The organism is Nocardia sp. NPDC004718, from assembly GCF_053601535.1.
Map to the genome: position 1 here is coordinate 23983 of NZ_JBSGCA010000004.1, position 23595 is coordinate 47577.

Annotated in this window: 18 protein-coding genes and 2 pseudogenes; 5 read left to right on the plus strand and 15 right to left on the minus strand. The window is 64.5% G+C overall.

What is annotated here, in order from left to right:
* Positions 1–34 precede the first annotated feature (34 nt).
* Positions 35–2491: an FHA domain-containing protein gene (locus ACWEH3_RS04740; RefSeq protein WP_450022545.1), complete on the minus strand. Its 2457-nt coding sequence runs from the start codon at positions 2489–2491 to the stop codon at positions 35–37.
* Between the two features lie 971 nt (positions 2492–3462).
* On the opposite strand from ACWEH3_RS04740, the pseudogene ACWEH3_RS04745 reads away from it, so the two are divergent.
* Positions 3463–4629, plus strand: a pseudogene (locus ACWEH3_RS04745) (transcription termination factor Rho, short form); the annotation flags it as partial.
* A 90-nt stretch (positions 4630–4719) separates the two neighbouring features.
* Here ACWEH3_RS04745 and ACWEH3_RS04750 read toward each other — a convergent pair.
* The 5 genes from ACWEH3_RS04750 to ACWEH3_RS04770 form a co-directional block, all read right to left on the minus strand.
* Positions 4720–5424, minus strand: coding sequence for a MerR family transcriptional regulator (locus tag ACWEH3_RS04750; protein ID WP_450022587.1), 705 nt, complete (start codon positions 5422–5424; stop codon positions 4720–4722).
* A gap of 79 nt (positions 5425–5503) precedes the next feature.
* Complete coding sequence (locus ACWEH3_RS04755; RefSeq protein WP_450022543.1) at positions 5504–6709, minus strand: glycoside hydrolase family 76 protein; 1206 nt, start codon at positions 6707–6709, stop codon at positions 5504–5506.
* A 387-nt stretch (positions 6710–7096) separates the two neighbouring features.
* The gene (locus ACWEH3_RS04760) at positions 7097–7507 is read right to left on the minus strand and encodes a hypothetical protein (RefSeq protein WP_450022541.1); all 411 of its coding nucleotides are present in this window, start codon (positions 7505–7507) and stop codon (positions 7097–7099) included.
* Between the two features lie 217 nt (positions 7508–7724).
* On the minus strand, positions 7725–8585 hold the full coding sequence (locus tag ACWEH3_RS04765) for a hypothetical protein (RefSeq protein WP_450022539.1): 861 nt from the start codon (positions 8583–8585) through the stop codon (positions 7725–7727).
* An 84-nt stretch (positions 8586–8669) separates the two neighbouring features.
* A complete protein-coding gene (locus ACWEH3_RS04770; protein WP_450022537.1) occupies positions 8670–9287 on the minus strand; it encodes a TetR/AcrR family transcriptional regulator in 618 nt (205 codons plus the stop codon).
* 84 nt (positions 9288–9371) lie between these two features.
* Here ACWEH3_RS04770 and ACWEH3_RS04775 point away from each other — a divergent pair, with 84 nt between their 5' ends.
* Positions 9372–10334, plus strand: a complete 963-nt coding sequence (locus ACWEH3_RS04775) for an NAD-dependent epimerase/dehydratase family protein (RefSeq protein WP_450022535.1) — start codon at positions 9372–9374, stop codon at positions 10332–10334.
* Positions 10335–10899: 565 nt separating this feature from the next.
* Here ACWEH3_RS04775 and ACWEH3_RS04780 read toward each other — a convergent pair.
* A complete protein-coding gene (locus ACWEH3_RS04780) occupies positions 10900–11298 on the minus strand; it encodes a VOC family protein (protein ID WP_450022533.1) in 399 nt (132 codons plus the stop codon).
* Between the two features lie 104 nt (positions 11299–11402).
* Here ACWEH3_RS04780 and ACWEH3_RS04785 point away from each other — a divergent pair, with 104 nt between their 5' ends.
* A complete protein-coding gene (locus ACWEH3_RS04785; RefSeq protein WP_450022531.1) occupies positions 11403–12386 on the plus strand; it encodes a helix-turn-helix transcriptional regulator in 984 nt (327 codons plus the stop codon).
* A 490-nt stretch (positions 12387–12876) separates the two neighbouring features.
* On the opposite strand, the gene ACWEH3_RS04790 is transcribed toward ACWEH3_RS04785, so the two are convergent.
* Together ACWEH3_RS04790 and ACWEH3_RS04795 are read right to left on the minus strand one after the other, a co-directional pair.
* A complete protein-coding gene (locus ACWEH3_RS04790; RefSeq protein WP_364435262.1) occupies positions 12877–13290 on the minus strand; it encodes an SgcJ/EcaC family oxidoreductase in 414 nt (137 codons plus the stop codon).
* A gap of 109 nt (positions 13291–13399) precedes the next feature.
* Entirely contained in the window at positions 13400–14362 is a 963-nt protein-coding gene (locus tag ACWEH3_RS04795; RefSeq protein ID WP_450022528.1) for a sigma-70 family RNA polymerase sigma factor, read from the minus strand.
* Positions 14363–14747: 385 nt separating this feature from the next.
* On the opposite strand from ACWEH3_RS04795, the gene ACWEH3_RS04800 reads away from it, so the two are divergent.
* Complete coding sequence (locus ACWEH3_RS04800; RefSeq protein ID WP_450022526.1) at positions 14748–14915, plus strand: hypothetical protein; 168 nt, start codon at positions 14748–14750, stop codon at positions 14913–14915.
* Positions 14916–15077: 162 nt separating this feature from the next.
* Here the strand turns inward: ACWEH3_RS04800 and ACWEH3_RS04805 are convergent, their stop codons facing one another.
* Positions 15078–15323 carry a hypothetical protein gene (locus tag ACWEH3_RS04805; RefSeq protein WP_350909553.1) on the minus strand — a complete coding sequence of 82 codons (246 nt, stop codon included), beginning with the start codon at positions 15321–15323 and terminating at the stop codon, positions 15078–15080.
* A 535-nt stretch (positions 15324–15858) separates the two neighbouring features.
* On the opposite strand from ACWEH3_RS04805, the gene ACWEH3_RS04810 reads away from it, so the two are divergent.
* Positions 15859–17133, plus strand: a complete 1275-nt coding sequence (locus tag ACWEH3_RS04810) for a hypothetical protein (protein WP_450022524.1) — start codon at positions 15859–15861, stop codon at positions 17131–17133.
* Here the strand turns inward: ACWEH3_RS04810 and ACWEH3_RS04815 are convergent.
* The 5 genes and pseudogenes from ACWEH3_RS04815 to ACWEH3_RS04835 form a co-directional block, all read right to left on the minus strand.
* A complete protein-coding gene (locus tag ACWEH3_RS04815) occupies positions 17130–17786 on the minus strand; it encodes an HAD family hydrolase (RefSeq protein ID WP_450022522.1) in 657 nt (218 codons plus the stop codon). The two genes, ACWEH3_RS04810 and ACWEH3_RS04815, sit on opposite strands and share 4 nt — an antisense overlap.
* Before the next feature lie 378 nt (positions 17787–18164).
* Positions 18165–19316 (minus strand): restriction endonuclease subunit S, encoded by a 1152-nt coding sequence (locus tag ACWEH3_RS04820; protein WP_450022520.1) that lies wholly within the window; start codon positions 19314–19316, stop codon positions 18165–18167.
* Positions 19309–21171 (minus strand): HsdM family class I SAM-dependent methyltransferase, encoded by a 1863-nt coding sequence (locus tag ACWEH3_RS04825; RefSeq protein WP_450022518.1) that lies wholly within the window; start codon positions 21169–21171, stop codon positions 19309–19311. The genes ACWEH3_RS04820 and ACWEH3_RS04825 overlap by 8 nt, the downstream gene beginning before the upstream one ends.
* A gap of 27 nt (positions 21172–21198) precedes the next feature.
* Entirely contained in the window at positions 21199–22296 is a 1098-nt protein-coding gene (gene ychF, locus ACWEH3_RS04830) for a redox-regulated ATPase YchF (RefSeq protein ID WP_450022516.1), read from the minus strand.
* A gap of 78 nt (positions 22297–22374) precedes the next feature.
* Positions 22375–23574 (minus strand): annotated as a pseudogene (locus tag ACWEH3_RS04835) (IS30 family transposase).
* Positions 23575–23595 lie beyond the last annotated feature (21 nt).

The window sequence follows — 23595 nt, forward strand, 5'->3', positions numbered from 1 at the left end:
GGACGCGCGGCGATCGGCGCGGCGCGCGAAGACGTCAGATCGTCGCGGGGCGGCGAGCGCCACGGCGCCGCGGACGCAGCTGGTAGAGGCGATACCAGGCCAGCGCGAGGAAGATGGCTCCCAACCCGGCGACCACTCCCATATCGAGCAGCCACGTGCCGATGGTGTGTTTCCACAGCGGGTCGGGCCCGCCCTCGTGCGGCGAGAGAGTGTCGAGGTCGAGAGTGGCGGCTCCCGCAGCGAACCCCCACCGGGCCGGCGCGAAATATGCCAGCTGCTCCAGGACGGGAGTGCCGGGCAAGCGCACCAGCCCGCCGGTGAGCACCAGTTGCGCCATGGACAGCACGATGAGCAGCGGCAGCGTCTTCTCCGAGGTGTTCACCGATACCGATACCAGCAAGCCCAGTGCCAGCGACGAGATGCCGAGCAACGCCATCATCAGCATCAACTCCAGCTCGACCGAGGTGAACAGCCCCTTGGGCGGCATACTGACCCCGATGGTGCCGATAAGGACGAGCACGACCGCTTGGAGCGTGGTGATCACGCCGAGGACCAGCAGTTTCGACATCAAATAAACTCCGGCCGACAATCCCGCCGCGCGTTCTCTGCGATAGATCGTCTGTTCCTTGACGATCTCCCGGATCGAGTTGCCGGTGCCGACGAAGCACGCCGCGAACGCCAGGATCATGAGTTTGGTCGCGGCATCGACGTTCGTTCCCGGCGCACCGGTGAATCCCTGACCGGCCGGCACGGCCGCGATCAACCCACCGAGCAGCAGGGGCATGACACCGAGCAGTGCCAGATAACTGCGGTCGGAGGCGATCACCGCGAGATACCGCCTGCACAACGTGCTGAGCTGGCTGAACTTGGACTGCGACGGTGGTGGCGCCGTCGGTGTGTGCACTTCCGCGGGGCCGACCTCGTCGGGCGGGCCGACGGCCACGTAGCGCTCGTAACGGAGCGACTCGCGGAACTCACCGGCCCAGTCGCGCTCCTCCTCGCGGTCGAAGGCCTGGAACACCTCGGCCCAGCTGCCCGCGGCGAACTGCTGCAACCCTTCCGCGGGCGGGCCGTAATAGGCCAGACGGCCGCCGGGCACCAGGACCAGCAGGCGATCGCAGGCATCGAGGTTCGCGACGCTGTGAGTGACGACGATGACCGTACGCCCGTCGTGCGCCAGTCCCGACAACATTTCCATGACCGTCTTGTCCAGACCGGGATCCAAGCCGGATGTCGGTTCGTCGAGGAACAGCAAGGAGGGTTTGGTCAGCAGTTCCAGTGCCACGCTCACGCGTTTGCGCTGCCCACCCGAGAGCCGATCGATGCGGGTATCGGCGTGCCGCGCCAAGCCGAGCTCGTCGAGGACCTCGTCGACCCGCTGCTCGCGCTCCTCGCGGCCCGTGTCACCGGGGAAACGCAGCTCGGCCGCGTAGAGCAGCGCCCGCCGCGTCGGCAGCTGGTTGTGCAGAATGTCTTCCTGCGGTACCAATCCGATGCGGTGGCGGAGTTCGTCGTAGTTGGTGTACAGATCGCGGCCGTCGTAGAGCACCGTCCCCTCTGTCGCGGGCCGCAATCCGGTGATCGCGCCGAGCAGTGTCGATTTGCCCGCCCCACTCGGCCCGATCACCCCCACGAGCGATTTACCCGGGATGGGGAACCGCACGCTGTCCATCAACACCTTGCCCTCGGGTGTCCGCACGGTGATGTTCTGCACGCAGACCGATACGTCACCGGTGTCGACGAACTCGCGCAGTTCGTCACCCACCAGCCGGAAGGTGGTGTGCCCCATGCCGATCAAGTCGGCTTCGGAGAGATCGGCGGCATCGACGCGGGCGCCGTTGACGTAGGTGCCGTTGTGGCTGCCGAGGTCGACGATCCGGTATCTGCCCGTACCGATGGTCCGCAACTCGGCGTGATGGCGGGAGACCATGAGATCGTGCGCGACGATGTCGTTGTCCGCGGCGCGTCCGATCCGGAGAGTGGGCGATGTTATCCGGACCACCGCGCTGGGATGGTGCGCCGCGGGCGCCGATCGTGATACCCGCCGGGGTAAGCCCGGCTCGAACTTCGTGACCGTGGCCTCGTCGTCGAGCGTGTAGCCGGGATTCGGGACGATCATCGTGTCGCCGCCGGAATCGCCATCGGGTTCCTGCCCTGGCGGCGTTTCCACGGAGCAAGCCAATTTTTCGCCGTCCACCGCGTGTCCGAGCTGGAACGTCTCGTCGTGATCGATCACCATCCGATCGACGCGGTGACCGTCGAAGAATGTGCCGTTGAGACTGTGCGCGTCCTCGATTTTCCAACCGTCCGCACCACGCTCCAGAACGGCGTGCAACGACGATACGCGCGGATCGGAGACGACGATATCGGCCGTCGGATCGCGACCGACGTTATAGGCGCCTCCTGCGCGGAGCCGATAGACGCGTTCCCGCGTCTGCACTACGAGAACCGGCGCCTCGGGCAATTCGGTGGAGGAAGATCCATCCGCCATAAAGGGAGTATACGACCGCGCGACATGGTCACCGCAATAGTCGAGAACGCCTCGATCTCGTCACGAGGTCGAGCGAATGCGGCCTCGCTCGCCATCGAGCCCCCAGGTCCGCAGGACCGAGGTAGGACGCCCTATCCAGGCTATGTCGACATTTCCGGCACTCGGTGCCGGATGGCGAATGATCGACCGACCATGCCGATTATTCTCGTTCAAGATTGAAATTCCTGCGACCACCGGGAAGTCGTTTCCACCACCTCCGGCCACCGCCATCGTCTTTCGCGAAGTCGCAATGAAATCGGCTGCGCATTCCCTGCTACTACACACCACTGGCTCATCTCGCTTCCGGCAATATCCGGAAACCCTCTGTGCCGCAATTGGAGCGGCCGTGGTCCGCGCCTGAGCGGATCTCGTTGCCGCGATGCCGCCGATATGCGCCTGACCCCGAGCACCGCTCACCGCCGCCTACCGCTCGGCCACGGTTGGGCGCCACGCCAATGCCGTGCGACCGGACCGGTCATGCCGCGGCGGTCCTGACATCCGCTGCTGCCAGTGTTCGACCGGGGCAGCGTGAGGCACGGCGCGCGCATCGAACGCACCGGAGTGGGCGGGCTCCTTCATGCGTGGCTACCGAACACGAAACTCGACGGACGGCTGCGGTTTTGGAAGTAGCCTTGCGGCTGAGCGCCCGGTCGCACCATGCCTGCTCGGCGATCGGGCGATGCACGAGGGGAATAAGCAGGCGCTGTTGCGTGTTGCGTCTGGTGCCGCTACAGTAAGGCGGTCTCCATCTTGTGGATGTAGGTGACAATTCCCTCCCACAAGGGTCCACTTTCGCCACGGCGATCTCGTATGCCGAGCACCCAGCAGCATGCACGCATTGGACAGATTCCAGCCGTGCCTGGGGCGTATGCATCGAGCGCCATTCCAGTAGGCGGCATTCATGGCAGCCCGCCGCATCCATAACTTTTTCGAGGAGAACAGCCATGCAAGACAAGACTATTTACACAGAAGACAGCTCAACTCAGGAGAACCGTACGACGTCGGTCACCGGCATTCTCGACATCAACCACAACCACGCCTCTTTGCACGTCGACGGCTATCTGCCCGGACCACACGACGCCCATGTGCCTACTCGCTTGGTCCGCGAATACGGCTTGCGTCGCGGCGATACCGTCACCGGTGCAATCGGACCCGAACGGGACGGCGCCAAACTCGCACCGCTGATCCGAGTCGATCAGATCAACGGCCTGCCGCCCGGAAATGCCAAGGCGCGGCCGCACTTCGCCGACTTGGTCCCCATCTATCCGCAGGATCGTCTACGGCTGGAGACCGAGCCGCATGAACTGACCACGCGCGTCACCGATCTGGTCATGCCGATCGGCAAGGGCCAGCGCGCCCTGGTCGTCGCACCGCCGAAGGCGGGCAAAACCTCTGTGCTGCAAGCTATCGCGCACGGCATCGCCAAGAATCATCCCGAATGCCAGCTGATGCTGGTACTGGTCGGGGAACGCCCGGAAGAGGTGACCGACCTGTCCCGAGCGGTACCGGCCGAGGTCGCCGCCGCGACCTTCGACCAACCGGCCCAGGACCACATCGCACTCGCCGAACTGGCCATCGAACACGCGAAACGTCTCGTCGAAATGGGTCACGACGTCGTCGTGCTGCTGGACTCGCTGACCCGGCTGGCCCGCGCCTACAACCTGGCGGCCGCCGGGTCCGGCCGCATCCTCTCCGGCGGCGTCGATGCCGGAGCACTCGCGCCACCGAAGAAATTCCTCGGGGCCGCACGAAATATCGAGCACGGCGGCTCACTCACCATCATCGCCACTGCCCTGGTCGAGACCGGCTCGCTCGCCGACACCGTGATCTTCGAGGAATACAAGGGGACCGGAAACGCCGAACTGAAGCTCGATCGGCACCTCGCCGACCGCCGTCTGTTCCCCGCGATCGACATCGACCGCTCCAGCACCCGCAAAGAGGAACTGCTACTGTCCGCCGACGAGCTCACGGCCACGGGGTCCCTGCGCAAGACCCTCTCGGGCCGCGACCCGCAGCAAGCGCTCGAACTGCTATTGACCGGCCTCCGTCAAACCGGAACCAACCCGGATTTCCTGACCCAGATCCGCAACGCGGGCTGACAAGGGTCTACTGCGGCTAGCGACCGGCATGGACCCCACTCGCCGCACCGGGCGAGTCGACACAGTCCCCGCGGCTCCGCGGTTTATGGATCACTCCTGGGGTGTGCTCTCGAGCATCGCGAGGTACGTATCGAGCTGGGCCGCGCCGCCGAGCAGGTTGCGGCCGCGCGCGGTCAGCCGGTCCTGCCAGGAGTCGAGGAAAGCCCGCAACGCGTCCGCTCCGCCTGCCTCGCGCAGTGACTCGATGAACTGCGCGACCTGGGACAGCGGGTAGCCGCCGCGGCGCAATTGTCGTGCGATCTCGGCGTCGCGTACGCAGTCCGGTCCGTATCGGCGATACCCCGTTGCTCGATCACGCTCGGGGCGCAGGATGCCCTGGGTCTCCCAGGTGCGCAGGGTCGCCGGGTGCACGCGGATTCGGCGCGCGAGTTCGCCCACGGTCAGTGGTCGACCGTGGACCGGAGTCGGCGTCGCGGTGGACAGACTGCCCAAGGCCTTGGCGACCTCGGTGCGTGTGTCACGTTCGGTGAGCAGCGCGACGTGGGAGCCGTCGATGAGCCGGTAGGCAGACTCGGTATCGCCGCGATTGGCCGCGCGCATGATCTCCATCGCCTGCTGGTGCCCGTGGCCACCGCGCAACGCCAGGAAAGCGCGCAGCGCCTGCGCGTGCAGGAGCGTGTAGCGCCGGTAACCGGTCTCGCTGCGCTCGGTCGGCGGGAGAATGCCCGCGTCGTCGTAGTTGCGGATCGCCTGTGCGGACAACCCGTGTTCCCGGGCGAGGTCGATGGGCCGCAGGTTGCACCTCCGATTGAAGCTTTGCTCTCGTTCTTCCAGGTAAAAGCGGTAGAAGTCCCTCCGCGCTTCCCCTATGGGCTCAGCGGCTCGCGGCGGTGAGCTGGTGATCCGCTTCGAGCAGCATCCACCCGCTCAGCTGTACCGAGAGATCGCTGCTCAGGTTCGCCGACGAAGCGGCGGACGAGTGGGTGAACTGGGGAAAGGTTTCCGGATGCGCCGGCACCGTGACCGGACGGGTCCAGTCCACACCGAACAGCGGTAGCCCGTCCACCTCGGCGCGATGTTTCCAGGCCGCCTGCGCGGAAGCGTGCACGATATTCGCCGCGGTGGTGTCGCCCAAGGACAGTGCGGCTTCCGCGAGATACCTGGCGAGGATGCCCATGAACAGCCCGGAGTCGTCGCCGGAGGCCGCGGCGATCACACCGGCGTCGGTGAGCCTGTCCCCCGCCGCGGCGACGAGATCTGCCACGCGCCTGCGATGGCCCGATTCACCTGTGCGCAGCGCCAGCTCGGTTTCCAACCCGATGGCCACGCCCTGGCAGTAGGTGTGGACGGTCCGCTCTACTCGTCCGCCGGGCTCATGGACACCGTCGAGAATCAGGCCGCTGGCGGTGTCGCGCAATCGGGTGTGCAGGAAATCGGCGAGTTGTCCGGCGCGCGAAAGTTCGCCCAAACGCGCCATAGCGATGCCAGTCGGACCGACCGCGGGGGTGTTGTAGTACTCGTCGCCGGACCGCCAGGGCACCGCACCGACGTCCGAATTCCATCCCTCGATCAAACCGGCTCGCAGCTCGCCGACGGCGTCGCCGAAGCGGACGCCGAGCAGCCGGTCGGCGCGTTCGAGTGCCAATACCAACCAGGACATATCGTCGTAGTACCGGTTGGTCCAGCCGGTGAGGTTGCGGGTACGGATACCGCGTGCGATGGCGACGACCCGGTCTATGCGTTCGGGCGTGCGGGCGCGATACGCGGCGTCCACCGCACAGTCGAGAAGGTGGGCTTGCCACCAGTAGCACCATCGCGCGAACGACTGGTCCAGCAAGGACCCCGGCCAGACGAGCGTGCCCAGCCGCATCTGCGGCCGACCCCAGAGCGTGCGCACGTGCCGCTGCACGATGGCCTGTTCCGCCAGGTCCGCCCGCCTCGCCGGCTCATCGGGGCCCGCGGACACTTTCCGCGTGATCGTCACCGCCTGCGCGGGCTGGGCCAATGCGGTGAGTGCGATCGATGCTCCGGCCGCCAGCAACACACTGCGCCGACTGATTTCCTTCTTCCGGCGATCCATCCGCTCGGACTCCCTTTACTGAACAACGATCACCGGAGCCGGAAACCGGGCAGCCGAATCTTATCGCGCGACGACCACTACGGCGCGGCGGCGACAGGCTCCCAGGCGCAGGCGGCAACCGCCCAGCGTGGCCCCCGCCGGCTGTACACGATTGCCTCTCGTCGAAAGCAACGATCGGTGGCGAACTCCATCGGGAGGCTGAGATGCGGCAACCCCGGGTTCAGTCGGGCAAGGCGCCCGAAAATCAATCGGCCTGACCTTTCGAACGCGCTGCAATGCCGCATACCGCGCTGACCGAACCGGTCAGCGCGGTATTCCCGAAAAGCCACGGGCCGAGAGTATCTCGGAAATTCATTCGGCGAGCGACTGCGTGTGAACTCCGCTCTTTCACGCGGCGTGCAGAACCGCAGCCACCTTGCGGGTCATCTCGTTGACGACGGGGCCGGGCTGACCGCTGCGGCTGGTTGCCGCAGCGGCTTCGAGGGCGACCAGCACGGTGGTGCGGAAGTTGTCGGCCTCGGCGGGATCCTGCTGGTCGAGCAGAGCCACCGCGGCAGCCAGGGCCGGCAGCACTTGGTCGGCGAGCTCGGCGACGGTCCTGCCGGTCAGGTGGATGTCCTTGGACTTCGCGTTCAGCACGTGCCCGACCCGGCCGGTCGCCGACGTCAACGCGATGGTGCCGGCGGTGGCGGCCTTGTGGGGCTTATCGGAGGCGGCGGCGAGCAGGGAGACCGCGCCGTAGGCGGCAGAGCGGACGGTGGCCTTGTCCTGGTCGGTCAGGGTGAGGGTGGCGGACATTTTGTGCTCCTTCGAAATTCGTTGTGGCAGTGGTCCGAATCCGGTGTCGATCCGGGCCCGTTTTGTTCGATGGGCATACTTTGTCCGGTGCGGCTGACAGCGCACTGATGCCGACCTGACACGGTCACTGACACAGCGTTCGGCCCGTTACCCCACGATGATGGTCACCGCTGACGGTTGGGTCGGCGCGCTATGCCGGCACTACGGATCGCTCGGCCTACCGAAACCACCTCCGACGTGCCGACTTGCGGGGCGCCACCTGGACGACGATCCCGCCCAAACGTGCCTCCTGCATGGTCGCGGGGTGTCCGTCGATAAAGCACGCACCGGTTCGGGTGATCTCGACGCATTCCTCCTGGGAGCCGGAGCCGTCCGGGTGCTCGAGCGTATCCGCGTAGTAGCAGATCATTCCGCCACTGAGACTGGTGTTGAAACCCTTGACCCGGCGCCCGGCGCGGTCGGTGGTGCGGCTCAGGCAGTGATCGCAGACCGCGCGGGGGTAGCGTTCCTCATAGATCGTCGGCCGGTCGCAGTGTGGGCAGGGTTGCGTGTATCGACGACCAGCGGCCGGACTTTGCATCAGGAAATCATTGCGAGCGAAGATGCTACGTGCCGAGTCTCCCTCGGCCCCCCTGCGCCGCAAGCCGATTAGGAGGAACTCGGCGTAGTCGGCTACCTCGGGAGCGATTGCTCCGCGCCGGGGTATCTCGCCTATGCGTGCGAGGCCGCTGTCGTAGGCCTCGAGCGCCAGGTGGTGCGCCACCGATAGTTCGCTGTCGGGGATGTGTCTGTTGGCATGTTCGGCTCGGGACAAGTGTTCGGCGATTACCGATTCGATGGTTTCGCTCACAGACAGTAGCCCGCTGCCGTAACCATCGGCGGTCACCAGGACGTAACCGTCCATCTCGCCACGGTCGGTTCCGATTGTCTGTAAGAACGCGAAACCTTGCCCGTAGCGGGCATTCTGAAGCCCCTGGTGGGCGTATGGGACGAGAGTGTCGGGATCCCGCGCCAGATCGCGCGCGATTCGCAGCGCTTCATCATAGGTCGGCGGAGAGCTCAGGTCTGGCCGCTTCATGACCGCCAGCCTATCGCGCCGAACTTCTCTGACCTGAAAGCGAATTCGGCTAAGACGCACGACAGGATCTGGAGTTCCCGAAGCTTATCCTTCGGTCGCCCTGGAGGTCTGGGTCCCAGCCGAATCCGTGGCTGCGATCGCGAGAGCGGCCAGATCGAGGTGGATGTCGTCCAGCGGAACGGTGGAGCATTCGGCACGAGCGATGATCATGGCACCCTCGACCGCTGACAGCATGAGTGCCGCGAGCCGTTCGGCGCGCGCCGCCGGGATGCCGTACTGCACCAGCGCCTCGGTCAGCGCGGTGCGCCATTGCCGATAGGCGTCACGGCAGGCGAGGGTGAGCGCGGTGGAGCGCGGAGCGGAATCGAGGGTGACCGTGCTGACCGGACACCCGCCCAGATAGCCCGATTCGACGAGTCCGCGGCTCAAGTGCAGGGCGAATTGCTCACAGAAGGAGCGCACGTCCGGCGCGCGGGCGGCAGTTTCCCGAATCAACCGGGTGAACTCGTCCGCGGATTCCTCGATCGCCGCGACCGCCAACTCTTGCTTCCCGCCCGGGAACAGGTAGTACAGCGAGCCCCGAGGGGCGCCGCTGGCAGCGACGATCTCACTGAGCCCTGTGGCCTGATAGCCCTGGCGTTGCAGTAACTCGCGGGCGGCCGCTACCAGGCGCGGCCGGGAATCGGATGGAGGACGAGGCATATCTCCAGAATACTATGCCGACCGGTCAAGCTACGATCATACTATGATGACTGGTCAAGTTACTTTCGAGAAGGGTAGATAGCGATGAACGTGCTGCTTACGGGTGCTACCGGGTTTTTGGGGCGACGCGTGGTGAATCGGCTCGTGGCCGACGGACACGACGTATCGACGTTGGTCCGGGGCACGGGCAGGCGCATTCCGCATACAACCGTCGTGCCGGGCAGCCTCGAGGACGTGGCGGCCTGGGAAGATCGGCTGGCCGGGATCGACGTCGTCGTTCATGCCGCGGGGCTGGTGTCGACGTGGGCTCCTCAGCGTGCCCTCGACGAGGCGATCGTGGAGGGCACGCGCGATGTGCTGGCTGCGGCCGTACGGCACGGTGTACGCCGATTCGTCTATATCAGCAGTGAATCGGTGCTGCAGGACGGTCGGCCGCTGCTCGACATCACCGAATCCCAGCCCACCCCGGCCGTGCCCAGCTCGCGCTACGGCCAAGCGAAACTCGCCGCCGAACACCTGATCCGCGCGCACGCGGATGTGATCGAGACGATCGTGCTGCGGCCCACCTTCATCTGGGGTCCGGGTTCGGGGCAGCTGGCCGACCTGGCCACCCGCGCCCGCGCCGGCAGGCTGCCCCTGATCGACCACGGCAGGGCAAGTTTCGAACATGTCCACGTCGACAACGTTGCCGCCGCTGTCGCCGCCGCGCTGAGCGAGGGCACGCCCGGCGGCACGTATCTCATCACCAACGCCGAGCCGATGCCGGTCCACGAGTTTCTGACCGGCGTACTCGCTGCGCATGGTGCGTCGATGCCGACTCGGTCGGTCCCGTCCGGGCCGCTATTCGCCCTCGCCCGTGCCGCCGAATGGCTCTGGTCCACCCTGCCGCTACCCGGGCGTCCGCCACTGACCCGATTCGAGATCGAATTCCTGGCCCTGCCGAGGCGATACGACATCACCCTGGCCCGCCACGAGCTGAAGTACGAGCCCACCGTCAGCTTCGCCGAGGGCATCGCAGGTCTCGACGAAACCCGCCAGCCCGTCTAGCCGCAGCGCGGATCGGGCGGAGCCGTCCATCACTGATCGAGGTTCACCTGTCACCCCCGGGACCCCCGCGAGTCGGCCGCCCGGTACGTCCTACCGGGCGCTCAACAGAGTCGCCACCAGCATGAGTCTTCGTCTGGCGCCGAACACGGAAGGCAGAGCCCCCAAGCGGTCGAGGACGGCGCCTTCAGCCGATTCGAGTGGAGTTCGGTGAGTTGGTTGTGGCCCTGGCCAGGCGGAGCGAATGGGCGAGTCCGTCACATAGCCAGCGATGTGCCTGCCCGAACTGGTGGGTGTGCCGACGGTGGCTTTTTCGACCGACTGGTTTCTCCGCCTCGATCGAAATCAGCTTCCACAGAGCGTCAGACGTTGAAGCGGAACTCGACCACGTCGCCGTCGAAATCTGCACGTCAAACGCGCTGCTCACCCCCTCAGCTCGCGTTCCGGAACCGAATGACCTCTGCTGCGTGGTATCCAGCGGTCGACCGCGGACGGTCGCGCCTACCCTGCCGCTTCACGCGTCTGGCTCCAGTCAACTCGAGTGCGCGCTCATGCCGATGAGCGGATGTCAAAAGGCGAACTTTGCGACGGCTTGCGCGGTGACCGGTGTGAAGAGGTTGATCAGGTTGCCGTCGGGGTCGCGGAACAGCAACGACCGGTTCCCCCACGGCATCGTCGTGGGCTCGTTGACGAAATCCTCGACCGCATCCCGCAACCGCCGGTAATCGGCATCGACATCGGGGACCAGGAATTCGATGATCGCGGTGTGGTTGTCGGCTGGGCGCGCGCTGCCTGCCGCGAACAGCGCCACGGTGCGGGTGCTTCCGATCGCTAGGGTGCCGGCTGGCGTGACGATCTCGGCGAAATCCGGTGTAGCCCAAGTGGCTTCGACACCGGTCACGTGCTGATAGAAGCTGACCAACCGGTGGATGTCATCGGTGATCAGACGGATCGAGACGAGTTTCATCGCGTACTCCCTGTTGTCGGATGCGGCGGAAGTTCCGCCGCCGCATGCCACGGTAGAGTCGATACCGGACAGTTTCCGCCCGGTATAGATGCGAGAATTTCCCGATGACGCGCCCCACCGCCCGAGTGCTGGCCCTGCTCGAGCTGTTGCAGGCCGGCGGTACCCATACCGTCGGTGAACTGGCCGGACGGCTCGGCGTCGATGAACGCACCGTCAGGCGATACGTCACCCATCTCACCGACCTGGATATCCCCGTCCGATCGGTTCGGGGCCGCTACGGGGGCTACCAGCTCGCCCCTGGGTACCGAATGCCGCCGCTGATGCTGACCGACGACGAGGCGGTGGCGGTGTTACTCGGACTCCTCACCAACCGCGGCGCCGACCGATCGACAGCTTCCGCCCGCGCAGCCGACAGCGCGACGGCCAAACTCCGCCGCATCCTGCCCACCCGCCTGACGGCCCGGCTGGACGCACTGATCAACACCGTCGAGTTCACCGCCAATGCTCGCCCGGAAGTCGCTGTCGAGACCGCCGTCCTGCTCCGCCTCGCCGAGGCCACCCGCGAGCGCCGACCGGTCGCAATCGGGTACACCGACCGAAACGGACGGCCCAGCGAGCGGACCGTGCACCCCTACGGGCTCGTCGACCACTCCGGCCGGTGGTACCTGACAGGGCAGGACTGCAACAGTGACGAACTACGCCAGTTCCGGGTGGACCGCATCACCGCGGTGACCACACTGCCCGGAACGTTCACTCCGCCCACCGGATTCGAGCCGGCAGCTCACCTGCTGTCCGCACTTGCCACGGCGCCCTACCAGCACGAGGTATCCATCCGAGTGCAGGGCACGCTCAGCCAGGTCCGCCCGGTGCTCCCCGCGACGATCGCGACCATGCACGAGATCGATTCACCGCCGGCCGACACCCGCCCGTGGGTCCGGGTCGGAATCCGGGCCGAACAACTCGACTGGATTCCCCCAGTCCTCGCCGGCCTGAATCGCCCGTTCGTCATCGAACACCCCGACACCCTCAAAGACGCCGTACGCGTCCTGGCCTACCGACTCACCGCGGCCGCCGACGGCCATAGGTAGCCCCCACCGGGCACCGAGACTCGATCCTGGCCCGGATCAAGCCCTACCACCAGTCTCGAGTAGCCGCATAGCGCGCTCATCGAAACCGGCTAGCGGGCTGGATACGGGGTGCTCCGGCTCGCCTGCTGGAACGCACACATGAACGCGGACATCGCCGCGGCGATCGGCGCGTACCGGGGTGATGACCGTGGCGGCCTGCCCAGGGACGCCCTCCGGCGGCTTACTCTCGGCGAACTCGCACACCATCGCGGCACGTGCCTCCCGGTCCTCCCGCCGGAGCCCGTACAGCGCGGTGACCAACCAGTTCACCAGGTGGGTAGCGGTGAAGCCGCGGCCGTAGCTTGGTTCTGGAAGAACGTGGCGCCCTCCGGCGAGAGGTCGAACCCACAGGAGAGCGCGAGGGCGCGATACACCCTGCGACGGGCGGCCCTCATCCACATCGGCGGATGAGGGCCGTCCAGTCAGTGCGGTGGCTGGTTCACGCCGCGGCTCACTGGGAAGGCGCCAGTACCGGGCTGTTGTGATAGGCGGCGATCAGCCACTGATGGTTGCGCTTCTCGAGGACCCACGTCGCGTTCACCTTGCGCTCGTCGGTGGGAACTTCGGTCTCGCCGGCGAACAGGATGGCGGATTCGCTGATGACGATCGCGGCATCCTCGCCGATGAAGCGGACGCTGAGCTGTTTGTTGTAGGTTGAGCTGCCCGCGAGCGGCCCTGCGAAGGCCAGCGCCATGCTCTGGCGGATCACCTCACGACTGTCGCGGAGCGAGCCCGCCATGATGGCAGTCGCGTCCACGGTGTAGTTGGCGACCATGGCGTCGGCGTCGCCTGCCTCCCACGCCTTGTAGGAATCAGCCAGCACGGCCTGGATCGCGGCCTCGTCTGCGGCGCGATGGTTCGACATCGGAGTCTCCCTTGGTGGTCGGATCGCCTGCAGTGTTCCGGCGACCTCGGGAATACATACCGGCGGCGGCATCAGAACTCATCGCGCCGCTGGAAGGAAACTCTCGGGTCTAGGCATCGAGTCGGGCCGCCAGGCCGAAAGCCGCGAAAATCTCGGGATCCTGGAACACCGAATTCCGGCTGATGCCCTCGGCGGTGACTGTGAAGATCTGCAGCGTGTGCAGTTCGTACCGGCCACCGACGCGCTGATAGGCGGCGAATCCGGGTTGGCCCCCGTTGGCGGCGACCTGCTGGAGAACCCAGTCCTTCCCGGCCGCCTCGAAGACCCATTCCATGAACAGGCCGTAGTTGCCGCGGCCGGAGAACCAGTTGAGCATCGGCGGCATCTCCATAATCACGTCCTCGGTGAGCAGACGCTTGAGGCCCTCGATGTCGGCGCGCGCGAACGCAGTCATGTAGCGCTCGACCCAGGCGCGCTGCTCGGTCGTGGACGGTTCGCGGACCCGTTCCAACCCGACCCCGATCTCTTTCAGGCGGGTCCGCGCCCGCTGCAGGGAGCTGTTCACCGATACGACGGTGGTGCCGAGAATTTCCGCCGTCTCGGCCGCGGAGAAGCTGAGCACCTCACGCAGGATCAGCGCACCGCGCTGACGCGCCGACAGGTGCTGCAGGGCGGAAGCGAATGCCAAGCGCAGGCTGCTGTGATCGATCACGGTCGCGGACGGATCGGCGTTGTCCAGCAACGAATCCGGTAAGGGCTGCAGCCAGGCGGCGTGCTCTCCCCGCACGAACGGCCCGAGCGGATCCGCCGCGGCCACCAGTCCCGATGGCAGCGGTCGGCCGCCGCGAGTCTGCAGCGCGGTCAGGCAGACGTTGGTCGCGATCCGGTAGAGCCAGGTGCGCAGTGAGCTACGCGTTTCGTCGTACTGCTCCCGCGCCCGCCACGCCCGCAGATACGTGTCTTGGACCAGGTCCTCAGCGTCGTGCGCCGAGCCCAACATCCGGTAGCAGTACGCCAGCAGCTCCGTCCGGAACGGTTCGATCCGACGATCGAAGCCTTCTTCCCTCGTCATCACGCCTCATCTCCACGGCCGTCGCGCGCACCATACCGGCGACTGCGGTGGTCGTCCGCTGTGGAAGGGTAGGCCACCACGCGGGTCGAGAGCAGCCCGGCCATGGCCGATCTCCCGGCGAGCCGCTTCAGCCGCATACCGCGCCGACCGAACCGTTCAGCGCGCAGCCCCGCGGTACGGCCGAGTCCCTCCTGGGATACCCGGATGAGGGCTCAGCAGATTCTCTACCAACAGCGATGTGCGGGCTTCACTACTTCTATGCAGAGGGTCAGAGTTGACGTTCCGACCCGACTGGCTCTGGCGAACCGCAGTGTGCGCTCATGCCGATGAGGTCAACCGGCGAACTTCGCGGCGGCCTGCGCGGTGCCCGGGGTGAAGAGGAGGAATGACCGTGAAGTCGATCATGCACCGAATGCTGCTGCGGTACGAATGGACCGTTCCCGCCGACTACCAGGTACCACTCACCTGGTGCGCCGGCCCCACCCCCGACGACGGCCTGCCGATCGACCTGCGCCCTCGGCACGCATCTGCCGCGAAGTTCTCGGCAGCATGACGAACCGGATCGCACTCACCACAACTGGTGTGTGGGTCATGCGATGCGTGCCGCTTTACTGCCCACGGTGATGGACGTGGTGGATGCCGGTCTCCCCGATCCGCTCGCTTCGGCGGGCGGTGTGGTCCGACGGCGAAGCGGTAGCCCGACAAAGAATCGGAGTCAGGGACGCCACCTATCGATCACAGCTGTAATCGGCCAGCGAGCCTCCACGTCATCGGCATCGAAGATGACATCGGCCCGCCGCATCACCCGCTCGATGTGACCATCCAGATGCACGCGCCCCGGCACGATGACCGCCTCCGCCTGACTCCGCTCGACCTGATCGAGCAACAACCCGACCGGATCATCCGTCTTCGCCGACAGCGCAATCGTTTTGCACAAGTCGTAACCGAGCCGCTTGGCCAAGCTCCGCATTGTCGTCTCCAACCATTTCTGATGCGAGCCTGCGATATCCGTCCGCAAGAATCCGATGGCCCGGGGGCGACCGGTCGACGTCAACGCACACCTCCCCTCAGTTCTGCAGGCCGGTCATCGATGACCTCCACACCGGTCCATGTGCACGTATCCGGCCCATCAGTACGGTGCTCCCCGATCCGCCCATCGATCACTGGCACCATCCGCTGACAGAGCAGGCACATGACCTGCTCGATGGGGCCGGTCACTCCGCGCGCGTAAGCGGCGCCGCACATGCTGACCGTGATTCGCGGCCGGGCATCTCCTGACAAGCCGACATCCTGTTCCACCATCCGTCTTCCCTCCCGTTGACTTTGGCCAGCCGCGGCTCGGATGAGCATCGCTTCCGCTGAGCGGCAGCTGTAGATCTCTCCTGAGATTCGCAAAAATCAACGTCCGCATAAAGGCCATGTGAGGGGACATCAATAGGACTTTCATACGCAATTCCCTTGCGGGAGAGGCCCCTACGTGGACTAACCTGGCCCCTATGGCATCGACAGGGAACGCTTCACTCCGCGCGGCCAGGCAGGCGCTCGGCTTTCGATCCCAAACAGCACTCGCGGAAGCTGTGACGGAAGCTGCGCGTCAGATCGGACTACGCATCGAGGTCGCCAGCCGAACGGTCCGTAGGTGGGAATCCGCGAATCCGCCGTGGCCACACCCCGACCACGCGGCGGCACTGGAGGCGCTCTTCAAGCGGCCGGTTACCGAGTTGGGCTTCTCACCACCGTGGACGGAAGCGGAGAGCGATTCACGTGCAGGTCAGAAGCTCGCGGACAGGCACGCACTTCCGTTTGCGCACAGAGGTTTCGGCGTAGCCGCATCACTCCTGCCAGCTTCGGTCGCGAAGGAATTCGCCGCGATCACAGCGTCCCATCGCCACCTGTACTGGTCGACCCCAGCGGCCCGCCTGCACCGCCTTGTCGCCGAGCATGCTCAGTTCGGACTCGAGCTCTTGCCGCGGGTATCGGGCGCGGCCAAGACGGTTCTGGCACGAGCCGTCTCGGAATCGAGTCTGCTGGCCGGGCGCTTGGGATTCTTCGATCTACAACAGCCCGAGCTCGCGCAACCGAGTCTCGTACTCGCACTTCAAGCTGCGCACGAAGCCGGAGATTCGCTTCTAGGCGCGGCCGCGCTCGCGCACATGGCATTCGCACCAGCGTTCTCGGGCGACGCAACTCGCGCCGAGGAGGCTCGGGAACGACTGCGTGCCGCAAGGGCTTTCGCGAGCAGGGGCAACGCCAACTCCGAGACGATGGCTTGGCTGGACGCTGTCGAGGCAGAGGTCGAAACTCGGCTAGGTGATCCACGCCGGGCGCTTGCCCTCATCCATCACGCCGAGAAAATCTACGGCGAACATGACAGCAACTCACATCCGTCACCAGAGTGGTTCGACTGGTTTTCTCCAGTCAGGCTCGCAGGCTTCAAAGGAAACACGCTCATCCTCGCCGGCCGAGGCCGCGAAGCGCGCGAGACCCTGGAGGAAGTACTCAGCGTCCTACCCGATGCGGATGCGAAGCAAAGGTCGGTCTATCTCGCCGACGCGGCCGCCGCAGCCGTGCTGGAGAAGAACCCCGAGCAGGCGTGCCGATACCTCGAGGAAGCCTTGGATCTACTCGCGAGCAACTGGTACGCGACTGCGCTGGATCGAATCAAGGCCGTGCGCCAAACGCTCACACAGTGGGATTCCTTGCCCTCGGTCCGAGAGCTCGACGCCCGGTTGTACGACTGGCATACGACCGTCAATTCTTTGGTCGGCTAGCCAGCAGAATTCTCTGCCACCACGATGTTCGCCAGTTCGTTGAGGTCGCTGATCTGCCAATCGGACAGATCAGCGACTTCCTTCTTGCCGCGGTGGATCCACCCCCACGGACCCCTCAGAAGGTAGGCCGTCCGCATTCCGGCTCGTTTCGCGGGAGCGACATCGTTGTCGATGCGGTCACCGACGTAGATGATCTCTTCCGCCGGTCGGCCCGCCGCCTCGACAACCTTGGCGAAAAACTCGAGCGAAGGCTTTTGCACACCCCAGTCATCAGAGGTAGCGATGAAGTCGGCGGGCAGGTCCAGCCCCCGGAGCAAAGTCCCCGCGCGCACTGTTTGATTCCCGGCAATCCCGACCCAAATCCCCATCTCCCGCAGCTTCGACAACGCAGGTCGCACATCGGGATAGAGGTCATCCTCACCGAACCACTCAGCCTGCCCCGCGTCAGCTCGTGCTTGCCGTTCCTCGTCCAGATCGAACCCAGGACGGAAGATTTGGAACGTCTCCCGGTAGTCGAGACCGGTTGCGATAACAGCTCCAAACGCCGCCGCGAACGTATGCCTGGGCACGCCAAGCCAGTCCGCCCACGTTCCATACTCCCGAGTCTCGTCGACCAGCGTCTCTCCGACATCAAAGACAACCGCGGCAATCACGAGCTAACTATACCTTGCTGCTCGACCCAATCATAATGACTCGGAGCTTTCTTAGATGACGACATTGATCAGACCCCTGTTATTCACTGAAAGGCGATCAACCCGCGGTTCGGCGACCAAGCTGTTGCGTTGCCGAAGACAAAAACTAATTCCAAGATACGCTCGCCACCGATTCTAGTCAGGCAATATCATCCATCCTTGCAGACTCGCCTAAGACCCCATTCGAATGAGTTCATCAATGCAGCGAACGGAGTGAATCGAAGTTGATTTACTTGAGAAAGTTTCTAATACTAACTCAATGACGTTGACGGCAGACAAAGGGGCACACATCCCGCGGATAGAGCATACCTGATTGGACACACCAGGAGGGAGCGGCCGCTAAATCGAAACCTCAATTTTTCGCGTCAACAATGCGTCCAACAAGGACGCACGCGTAGTTTTGAGTTGGTCCGCCTCTCGTACGACCGCGTCGAGCTGCCTGCGAATTCCCTCTAGTGCCGTCGCCACCCGCTTCCTTTCGTCGTCGGTCGAAGGCATAGCGACGACGCTTGAGAACAACTCCTTGCGGTTCACCTTCGGCATCTTCAGGCGCGTCGATAGCGTGGTCACATGGTTTGTGAAACTGTCCTCAAGTAGAACTTCACGCAGGAGTTCGGGTAGAACTCCGGCACGAGGAGCAAGCGGGTACACATCAGCGCTGCACAGTCCAACGAATCCAGGAAGCGCCGCTTTCCGTAGACCTGGACGAATCTTCGCGTAGACCACGTCATGAGCACTGAAGAGGTACTTGCCGCTTATCACACCGTCCTCCCGAGCACTTCGAACGTCGGCGATCCGACCCGTACCCTTCTCAATGGCGTCCACACCAACGTGCGGTAGGTCGGCATACTCGTTGCTTCTCGGGTCGACGAGCGTCGCATCGAGTGAACAGACTGAGCTCAGCGGGACTTTTGGAGCGGCCGACAGCATCGACTGTCGCGCCGCAGCCAACAGAGTCCTGAGTGAGGACTCCTCGGCGCCCAACGCTTGAACGCACTGGTCAACGGCAGCTATCACCTCGATTACCTTCGCCTGTACCGGTATCGGCGGACACTCAATGGCAAGCCCAAGAAAGTCTGCTTCCTTAAGGCGGTTGCGACTTACAGCTGCGGAACCTGTGGACTGGCCCAACGCCTTTTCGGCGAAGGAAGGCGACGAGCAGCAGAGAGCCAAAAACTCCGGCGTGGCCCTAGAAGTATCCACGTCGAACTGGGGGAACTCGTTTGAGACGACCACGCCTTGATAGTCGTCACTGACTACCGCGAATGACTGCTTCCAAGCGAATAATCGGTTGTAGATCAACGTTCCCGGCTTCAGCGCGTAACACTTGCCCTTGACCTCTGAGCCCTGTCGTTCCTCTCGGATAAACAGGCCAGCGCCATACCAACGAACTCCTGCGAAGCGAACCGTTTCGTCAGCTGCTGGGACGACGAGTGCCGGTTCATGCTGAACAACGAGCGTACGAAGGGGTATCGCCGGCCACTCAGGCATCGAATCCACCGATCCCAGCAGCCGTCAGGATGTCAACCATGGTGCTCTGTGCTTCCTCGCGCTGCGCCCGGGCCTCTTGCCAGTCGGCAATCGCGGCGTCCAAGTCGTGCGATTCGGTCTGCGGCCACGGGTTAGGGCGAACCCCACGCGCATGCAATGTTCCTTTGTCATCGAAGACCCTCGCCCGCCACGAGCGCGTCGCCTCGTCTTCCACGCCGTCACGAACCGCCCCTGCGACACGCGACGCGATCGCAGACCATCGACCAGTGTCTCGGCGGCCGTGACCGACGCGCACTTCGTGCCCATCGTCTTCCAAGTTGACGAACGTTACCAAGGCATCGTGTTCGTGCCCGTTACTTGTCTTAGTGAAGCCGAAGATAGAGGTCTTCACTCCTCGCCCCTGCTCGAAGAACAACTGCTGCGGCATGTCCAGCACAAAATCAAGCCGGGCTCTCGAGAGAATCGCTCGAGCCGCCTTCTGGTTGCTGCCCTTCGATAGCGTGTTGTTCGGCATGATGATTACGAGCCGACCGCCTTCTTCCAGGTACTCAATCGCCGACATCGTGAAGTTGATCGGGTTGTCGTTCTCGTACGGCGGGTTGATGACGCACTTGGTCGGCTGCAAACCCTTCACGTAGTCGCGTAGCTTCTTGTCAGCTTTGCTCACCGCGAACGTCTTGGCACGCATGATGAGCGAATCCCTGAAAAGAAGATTAGATCGTCCATCACCGTGCAGAAACATGTTCGAACAAGCCAGCGCGAATAGGATTGGATCGAGTTCCATTCCGATCAACTGATGTTCGTGGATGTGCTCGATCCGCTTTTCGTCCCCATGAGCCTTCTCGACCAACTGCTCCATTGCATCCATGAGGAACCCGCCGGACCCCATGCATGTGTCGAGAACTACATCATCGCGCTCAAGCCTGGCCAAGTCGACCATCAAAGTCTTGATGTGGTCGGGAGTCAGGATGATGTTCTTGTTATCCACCTTCCCTGCACGCGACAGGAAGATCTTGTACGCGCGCCCGAGGATGTCGCGCTTTACCGTACGCTTCGACGGCTGGTGGACTCGCTCGTCGATGTCACGGATGATCGACTTGTACTCGTCGAGCGGGATATCTACCGTCTTAACGAACGCGAAGCGGTCCTCCCAGTCGATCTGCTTCGATTTGCTGTTGACCTTCTTGGACAGCTGACGCTTAACGGCGGCCACAATCTGGTCGTTCAGGTACCGAGCCTCTACCAACCGCTCGTCTTCTGGGACACCCTGAGACTTATAGACGTTTCGAAACTGCTGGTCATCGAGCGCAATCATCAACGCTGAGAAGAACAGTGAGCGCTCGGTGTCGCGCACCCTAGAATCCTTGTGGAACCGCTCGTTGAGCCGCACTAGGAATCGCCGCAACTCGGCATCCGACAAAGGGTCCCCATGAGCTGCTGCCTCATACCGCTTCGTCAGAGTGTCCAGGCTTACTAGACTCTGCAGGTCGTCGAGCTCCTCGACCTCCTCCGTTCCGGCTTTGCGAAAGAAGTGAGTTGCTCGCAGCGACTCCCGGGTCTGACCCGACACTGCGATGCCGACGATGTCGGTATGCGGCACTGCGTTGTTCGCCATGTAGCTCCGCACGTCAACCTCGGCGGCGGTGTGATCCGACTTCGACCCCGGCTTGCCGGACTTGGCTTCGACAACGATCAGCCACTGCCCCATATCTTTGAAGAAGTCTGGGAAACCGTCATCATCTGATCCCTTCCGTTTAGACTGGAAGCCGAACTTTTTCGGGATGTCGCGCTTCTCGATGAACTCCGAAGCCCCATAGAACTCACGGAACAGGTTCTCAGTCGTGCTCTCGGCCATGGTCGAGCCTTCCTGGTACGCGACCGATTACTTCTTACTTCCAGACGCTAATCCGCTACGGAACTCAACCACGTCGCCGTCGGCCATGACGTAGTCCTTGCCTTCCATGCGGACCTTGCCCGCGGCCTTGGCGGCGGCCATGGAGCCCGCTTCGACGAGGTCGTCGAAGGCGACGACTTCGGCCTTGATGAAGCCGCGTTCGAAGTCGGTGTGGATGACGCCTGCGGCCTTCGGGGCGGTGTCGCCCTGGTGGATGGTCCAGGCGCGGGCTTCTTTCGGCCCTGCGGTGAGGTAGGTCTGCAGGCCGAGGGTGTGGAAGCCGGCGCGGGCAAGGGCGTGCAGGCCGGGTTCGGTCTGGCCGATGGATTCGAGGAGTTCGATGGCGGATTCCTCGTCGAGTTCGAGCAGTTCGGCTTCCACCTTGGCGTCGAGGAAGACGGCGTCGGCGGGGGCGACGGAGGCTTTCAGCTCGGCGACCTTCGCCTCGTCGGTGAGCACCGACTCGTCGGCGTTGAAGACGTAGAGGAAGGGCTTGGTGGTGAGCAGCGAGAGCTCTTTCAGCAGCTCGGTGTCCACCTTGCCGGCCGCGGCGAACAGGGTGGTGCCGCCGTTGAGGATCTCCTGCGCGGCCTTGGCGGCGTCGGCGACCGGCTTGCGGTCCTTCTTGACCTTGGCTTCCTTCTCCAGGCGCACGACCGCCTTCTCCAGGGTCTGCAGGTCGGCCAGGATGAGCTCGGTCTCGATCACCTCGATGTCGGCGCCCGGGTCGACGCGGCCGTCGACGTGCACCACGTCGTCGTCGGCGAACACCCGCACCACTTGGCAGATGGCGTCGGCCTCACGGATGTTGGCGAGGAATTTGTTACCCAGGCCCGCGCCCTCGGAAGCGCCCTTCACGATGCCCGCGATGTCGACGAACGACACGGTGGCGGGCACGATCCGCTCGGAGGAGAAGATCTCGGCCAGCTTGTTCAGCCTCGGATCGGGCAGCGGAACCACGCCGACGTTCGGCTCCATGGTCGCGAACGGGTAGTTCGCGGCGAGCACGTCATTCTTCGTCAACGCATTGAACAGCGTCGACTTCCCGACGTTCGGCAGACCGACAATTCCCAAGGTGAGACTCACGAGGAACAGAGTCTACGCGGCACCCCAACCCCACTCCCCCGCGAGTGGCACATGGTGGAGACGGCTTCTCGGGTGGATTCAGGCGGTGGATGCAACAGTGTCTGTTTCGGTGAGTATGTCACTGAAGATTTCGGCGGGTGTGTGGTAGCCGTGGCGTTTGCGGGGTCGGGTGTTGAGTTCGGTGGCGACGTAGTCGAGGTAGCCTGCGGGGAAGACCGAGAGGTCGGTGCCTTTGGGGAAGTATTGGCGCAGGAGGCCGTTGATGTTCTCGTTGGTGCCGCGTTGCCAGGGTGAGTGGGGGTCGCAGAAGTAGACCTGCAGGCCGGTGGCGGTGGTGATGGTGGCGTGCTGCGCCATTTCGCTGCCCTGGTCCCAGGTCAGGGTGCGCCGCAGGATCGCGGGCAGTTGCGACATCTTCGTGATGGTTGCCGCGGCGACGGATTCCGCGGTGTGGTCGGCGGGCAGGTGCAGCAGGATCACGAATCCCGAGCGGCGTTCGACCAGAGTTCCGATCGCGCTGGCTTGGTTGGCGCCGATGATCAGGTCACCTTCCCAATGCCCGGGCACGGCGCGGTCTTCGGCCTCGGCGGGACGCTGGCTGATGCTGAGGATGCCGGGCGGCGACCGCGTCGCTCGACGCTCGCGCGGGGTTTGCGCAGCGCCCAGCCGGTGCGCAGGTAGGTGGCAAGGCCGCGGCGCAACGCGCCGCGGCCTTGCAGATACAGGGCTTTGTAGATGGTTTCGTGGGACACCTGCATCTCCGGGCGGCCGGGAAACTCCACACACAGCCGGCCGGTGATCTGCTCAGGACTGCAGCGGCGAGTCAGCAGATCTTGCACCTGTGCCAGCAGTGTCTGGTTACCGGCCAGCTTGCCCGGCCGTGACCGTCGCGCGCGGGCCTCGGCGCGGGCTTGGGCGAGCGTGGCTCGATAGTGCGCGCCCGTCTTGGGCGGCCCCGAAACGGTGCTTACGCCGGTACCGTGCCCGCCCCGCCGAATCACTCCTGCTCCTGGTGCCACCCGCACGAATCTCCCGCCACACCGTCGAAGGCGCCCGACCCAACCGACGCGCGATCGCGCGGATCGACTCACCCGCCGCGACACCGACCGCGATCTCTTCCCGCTCGGCGAAACTCAACCGCGGCCGCGGACCCGCCCTCCTCACACCAGGCGGACACGGCCTCACCCCACCGGTCTCGGCGAACCACCGCCACCCCGTCCCACTTGACGCACCAACCCGCACACCAGCATCGCTAGTACCAACACCCCCGCCAACCAAAACCCAAAACGCCTCCCGCAC

Excerpts from the sequence above, each read along its gene's own strand:
- ACWEH3_RS04755 (WP_450022543.1), bottom strand. The coding sequence starts at position 6,709 with ATGGATCGCCGGAAGAAGGAAATCAGTCGGCGCAGTGTGTTGCTGGCG.
- ACWEH3_RS04800 (WP_450022526.1), top strand. The coding sequence starts at position 14,748 with ATGACCGTGAAGTCGATCATGCACCGAATGCTGCTGCGGTACGAATGG.
- ACWEH3_RS04785 (WP_450022531.1), top strand. The coding sequence starts at position 11,403 with ATGACGCGCCCCACCGCCCGAGTGCTGGCCCTGCTCGAGCTGTTGCAG.
- ACWEH3_RS04790 (WP_364435262.1), bottom strand. The coding sequence starts at position 13,290 with ATGTCGAACCATCGCGCCGCAGACGAGGCCGCGATCCAGGCCGTGCTG.
- ACWEH3_RS04765 (WP_450022539.1), bottom strand. The coding sequence starts at position 8,585 with ATGAAGCGGCCAGACCTGAGCTCTCCGCCGACCTATGATGAAGCGCTG.
- ACWEH3_RS04825 (WP_450022518.1), bottom strand. The coding sequence starts at position 21,171 with ATGGCCGAGAGCACGACTGAGAACCTGTTCCGTGAGTTCTATGGGGCT.
- ACWEH3_RS04760 (WP_450022541.1), bottom strand. The coding sequence starts at position 7,507 with ATGTCCGCCACCCTCACCCTGACCGACCAGGACAAGGCCACCGTCCGC.
- ACWEH3_RS04820 (WP_450022520.1), bottom strand. The coding sequence starts at position 19,316 with ATGCCTGAGTGGCCGGCGATACCCCTTCGTACGCTCGTTGTTCAGCAT.
- ACWEH3_RS04810 (WP_450022524.1), top strand. The coding sequence starts at position 15,859 with ATGGCATCGACAGGGAACGCTTCACTCCGCGCGGCCAGGCAGGCGCTC.
- ACWEH3_RS04775 (WP_450022535.1), top strand. The coding sequence starts at position 9,372 with ATGAACGTGCTGCTTACGGGTGCTACCGGGTTTTTGGGGCGACGCGTG.
- ACWEH3_RS04795 (WP_450022528.1), bottom strand. The coding sequence starts at position 14,362 with ATGACGAGGGAAGAAGGCTTCGATCGTCGGATCGAACCGTTCCGGACG.
- ACWEH3_RS04740 (WP_450022545.1), bottom strand. The coding sequence starts at position 2,491 with ATGGCGGATGGATCTTCCTCCACCGAATTGCCCGAGGCGCCGGTTCTC.
- ACWEH3_RS04770 (WP_450022537.1), bottom strand. The coding sequence starts at position 9,287 with ATGCCTCGTCCTCCATCCGATTCCCGGCCGCGCCTGGTAGCGGCCGCC.
- ACWEH3_RS04780 (WP_450022533.1), bottom strand. The coding sequence starts at position 11,298 with ATGAAACTCGTCTCGATCCGTCTGATCACCGATGACATCCACCGGTTG.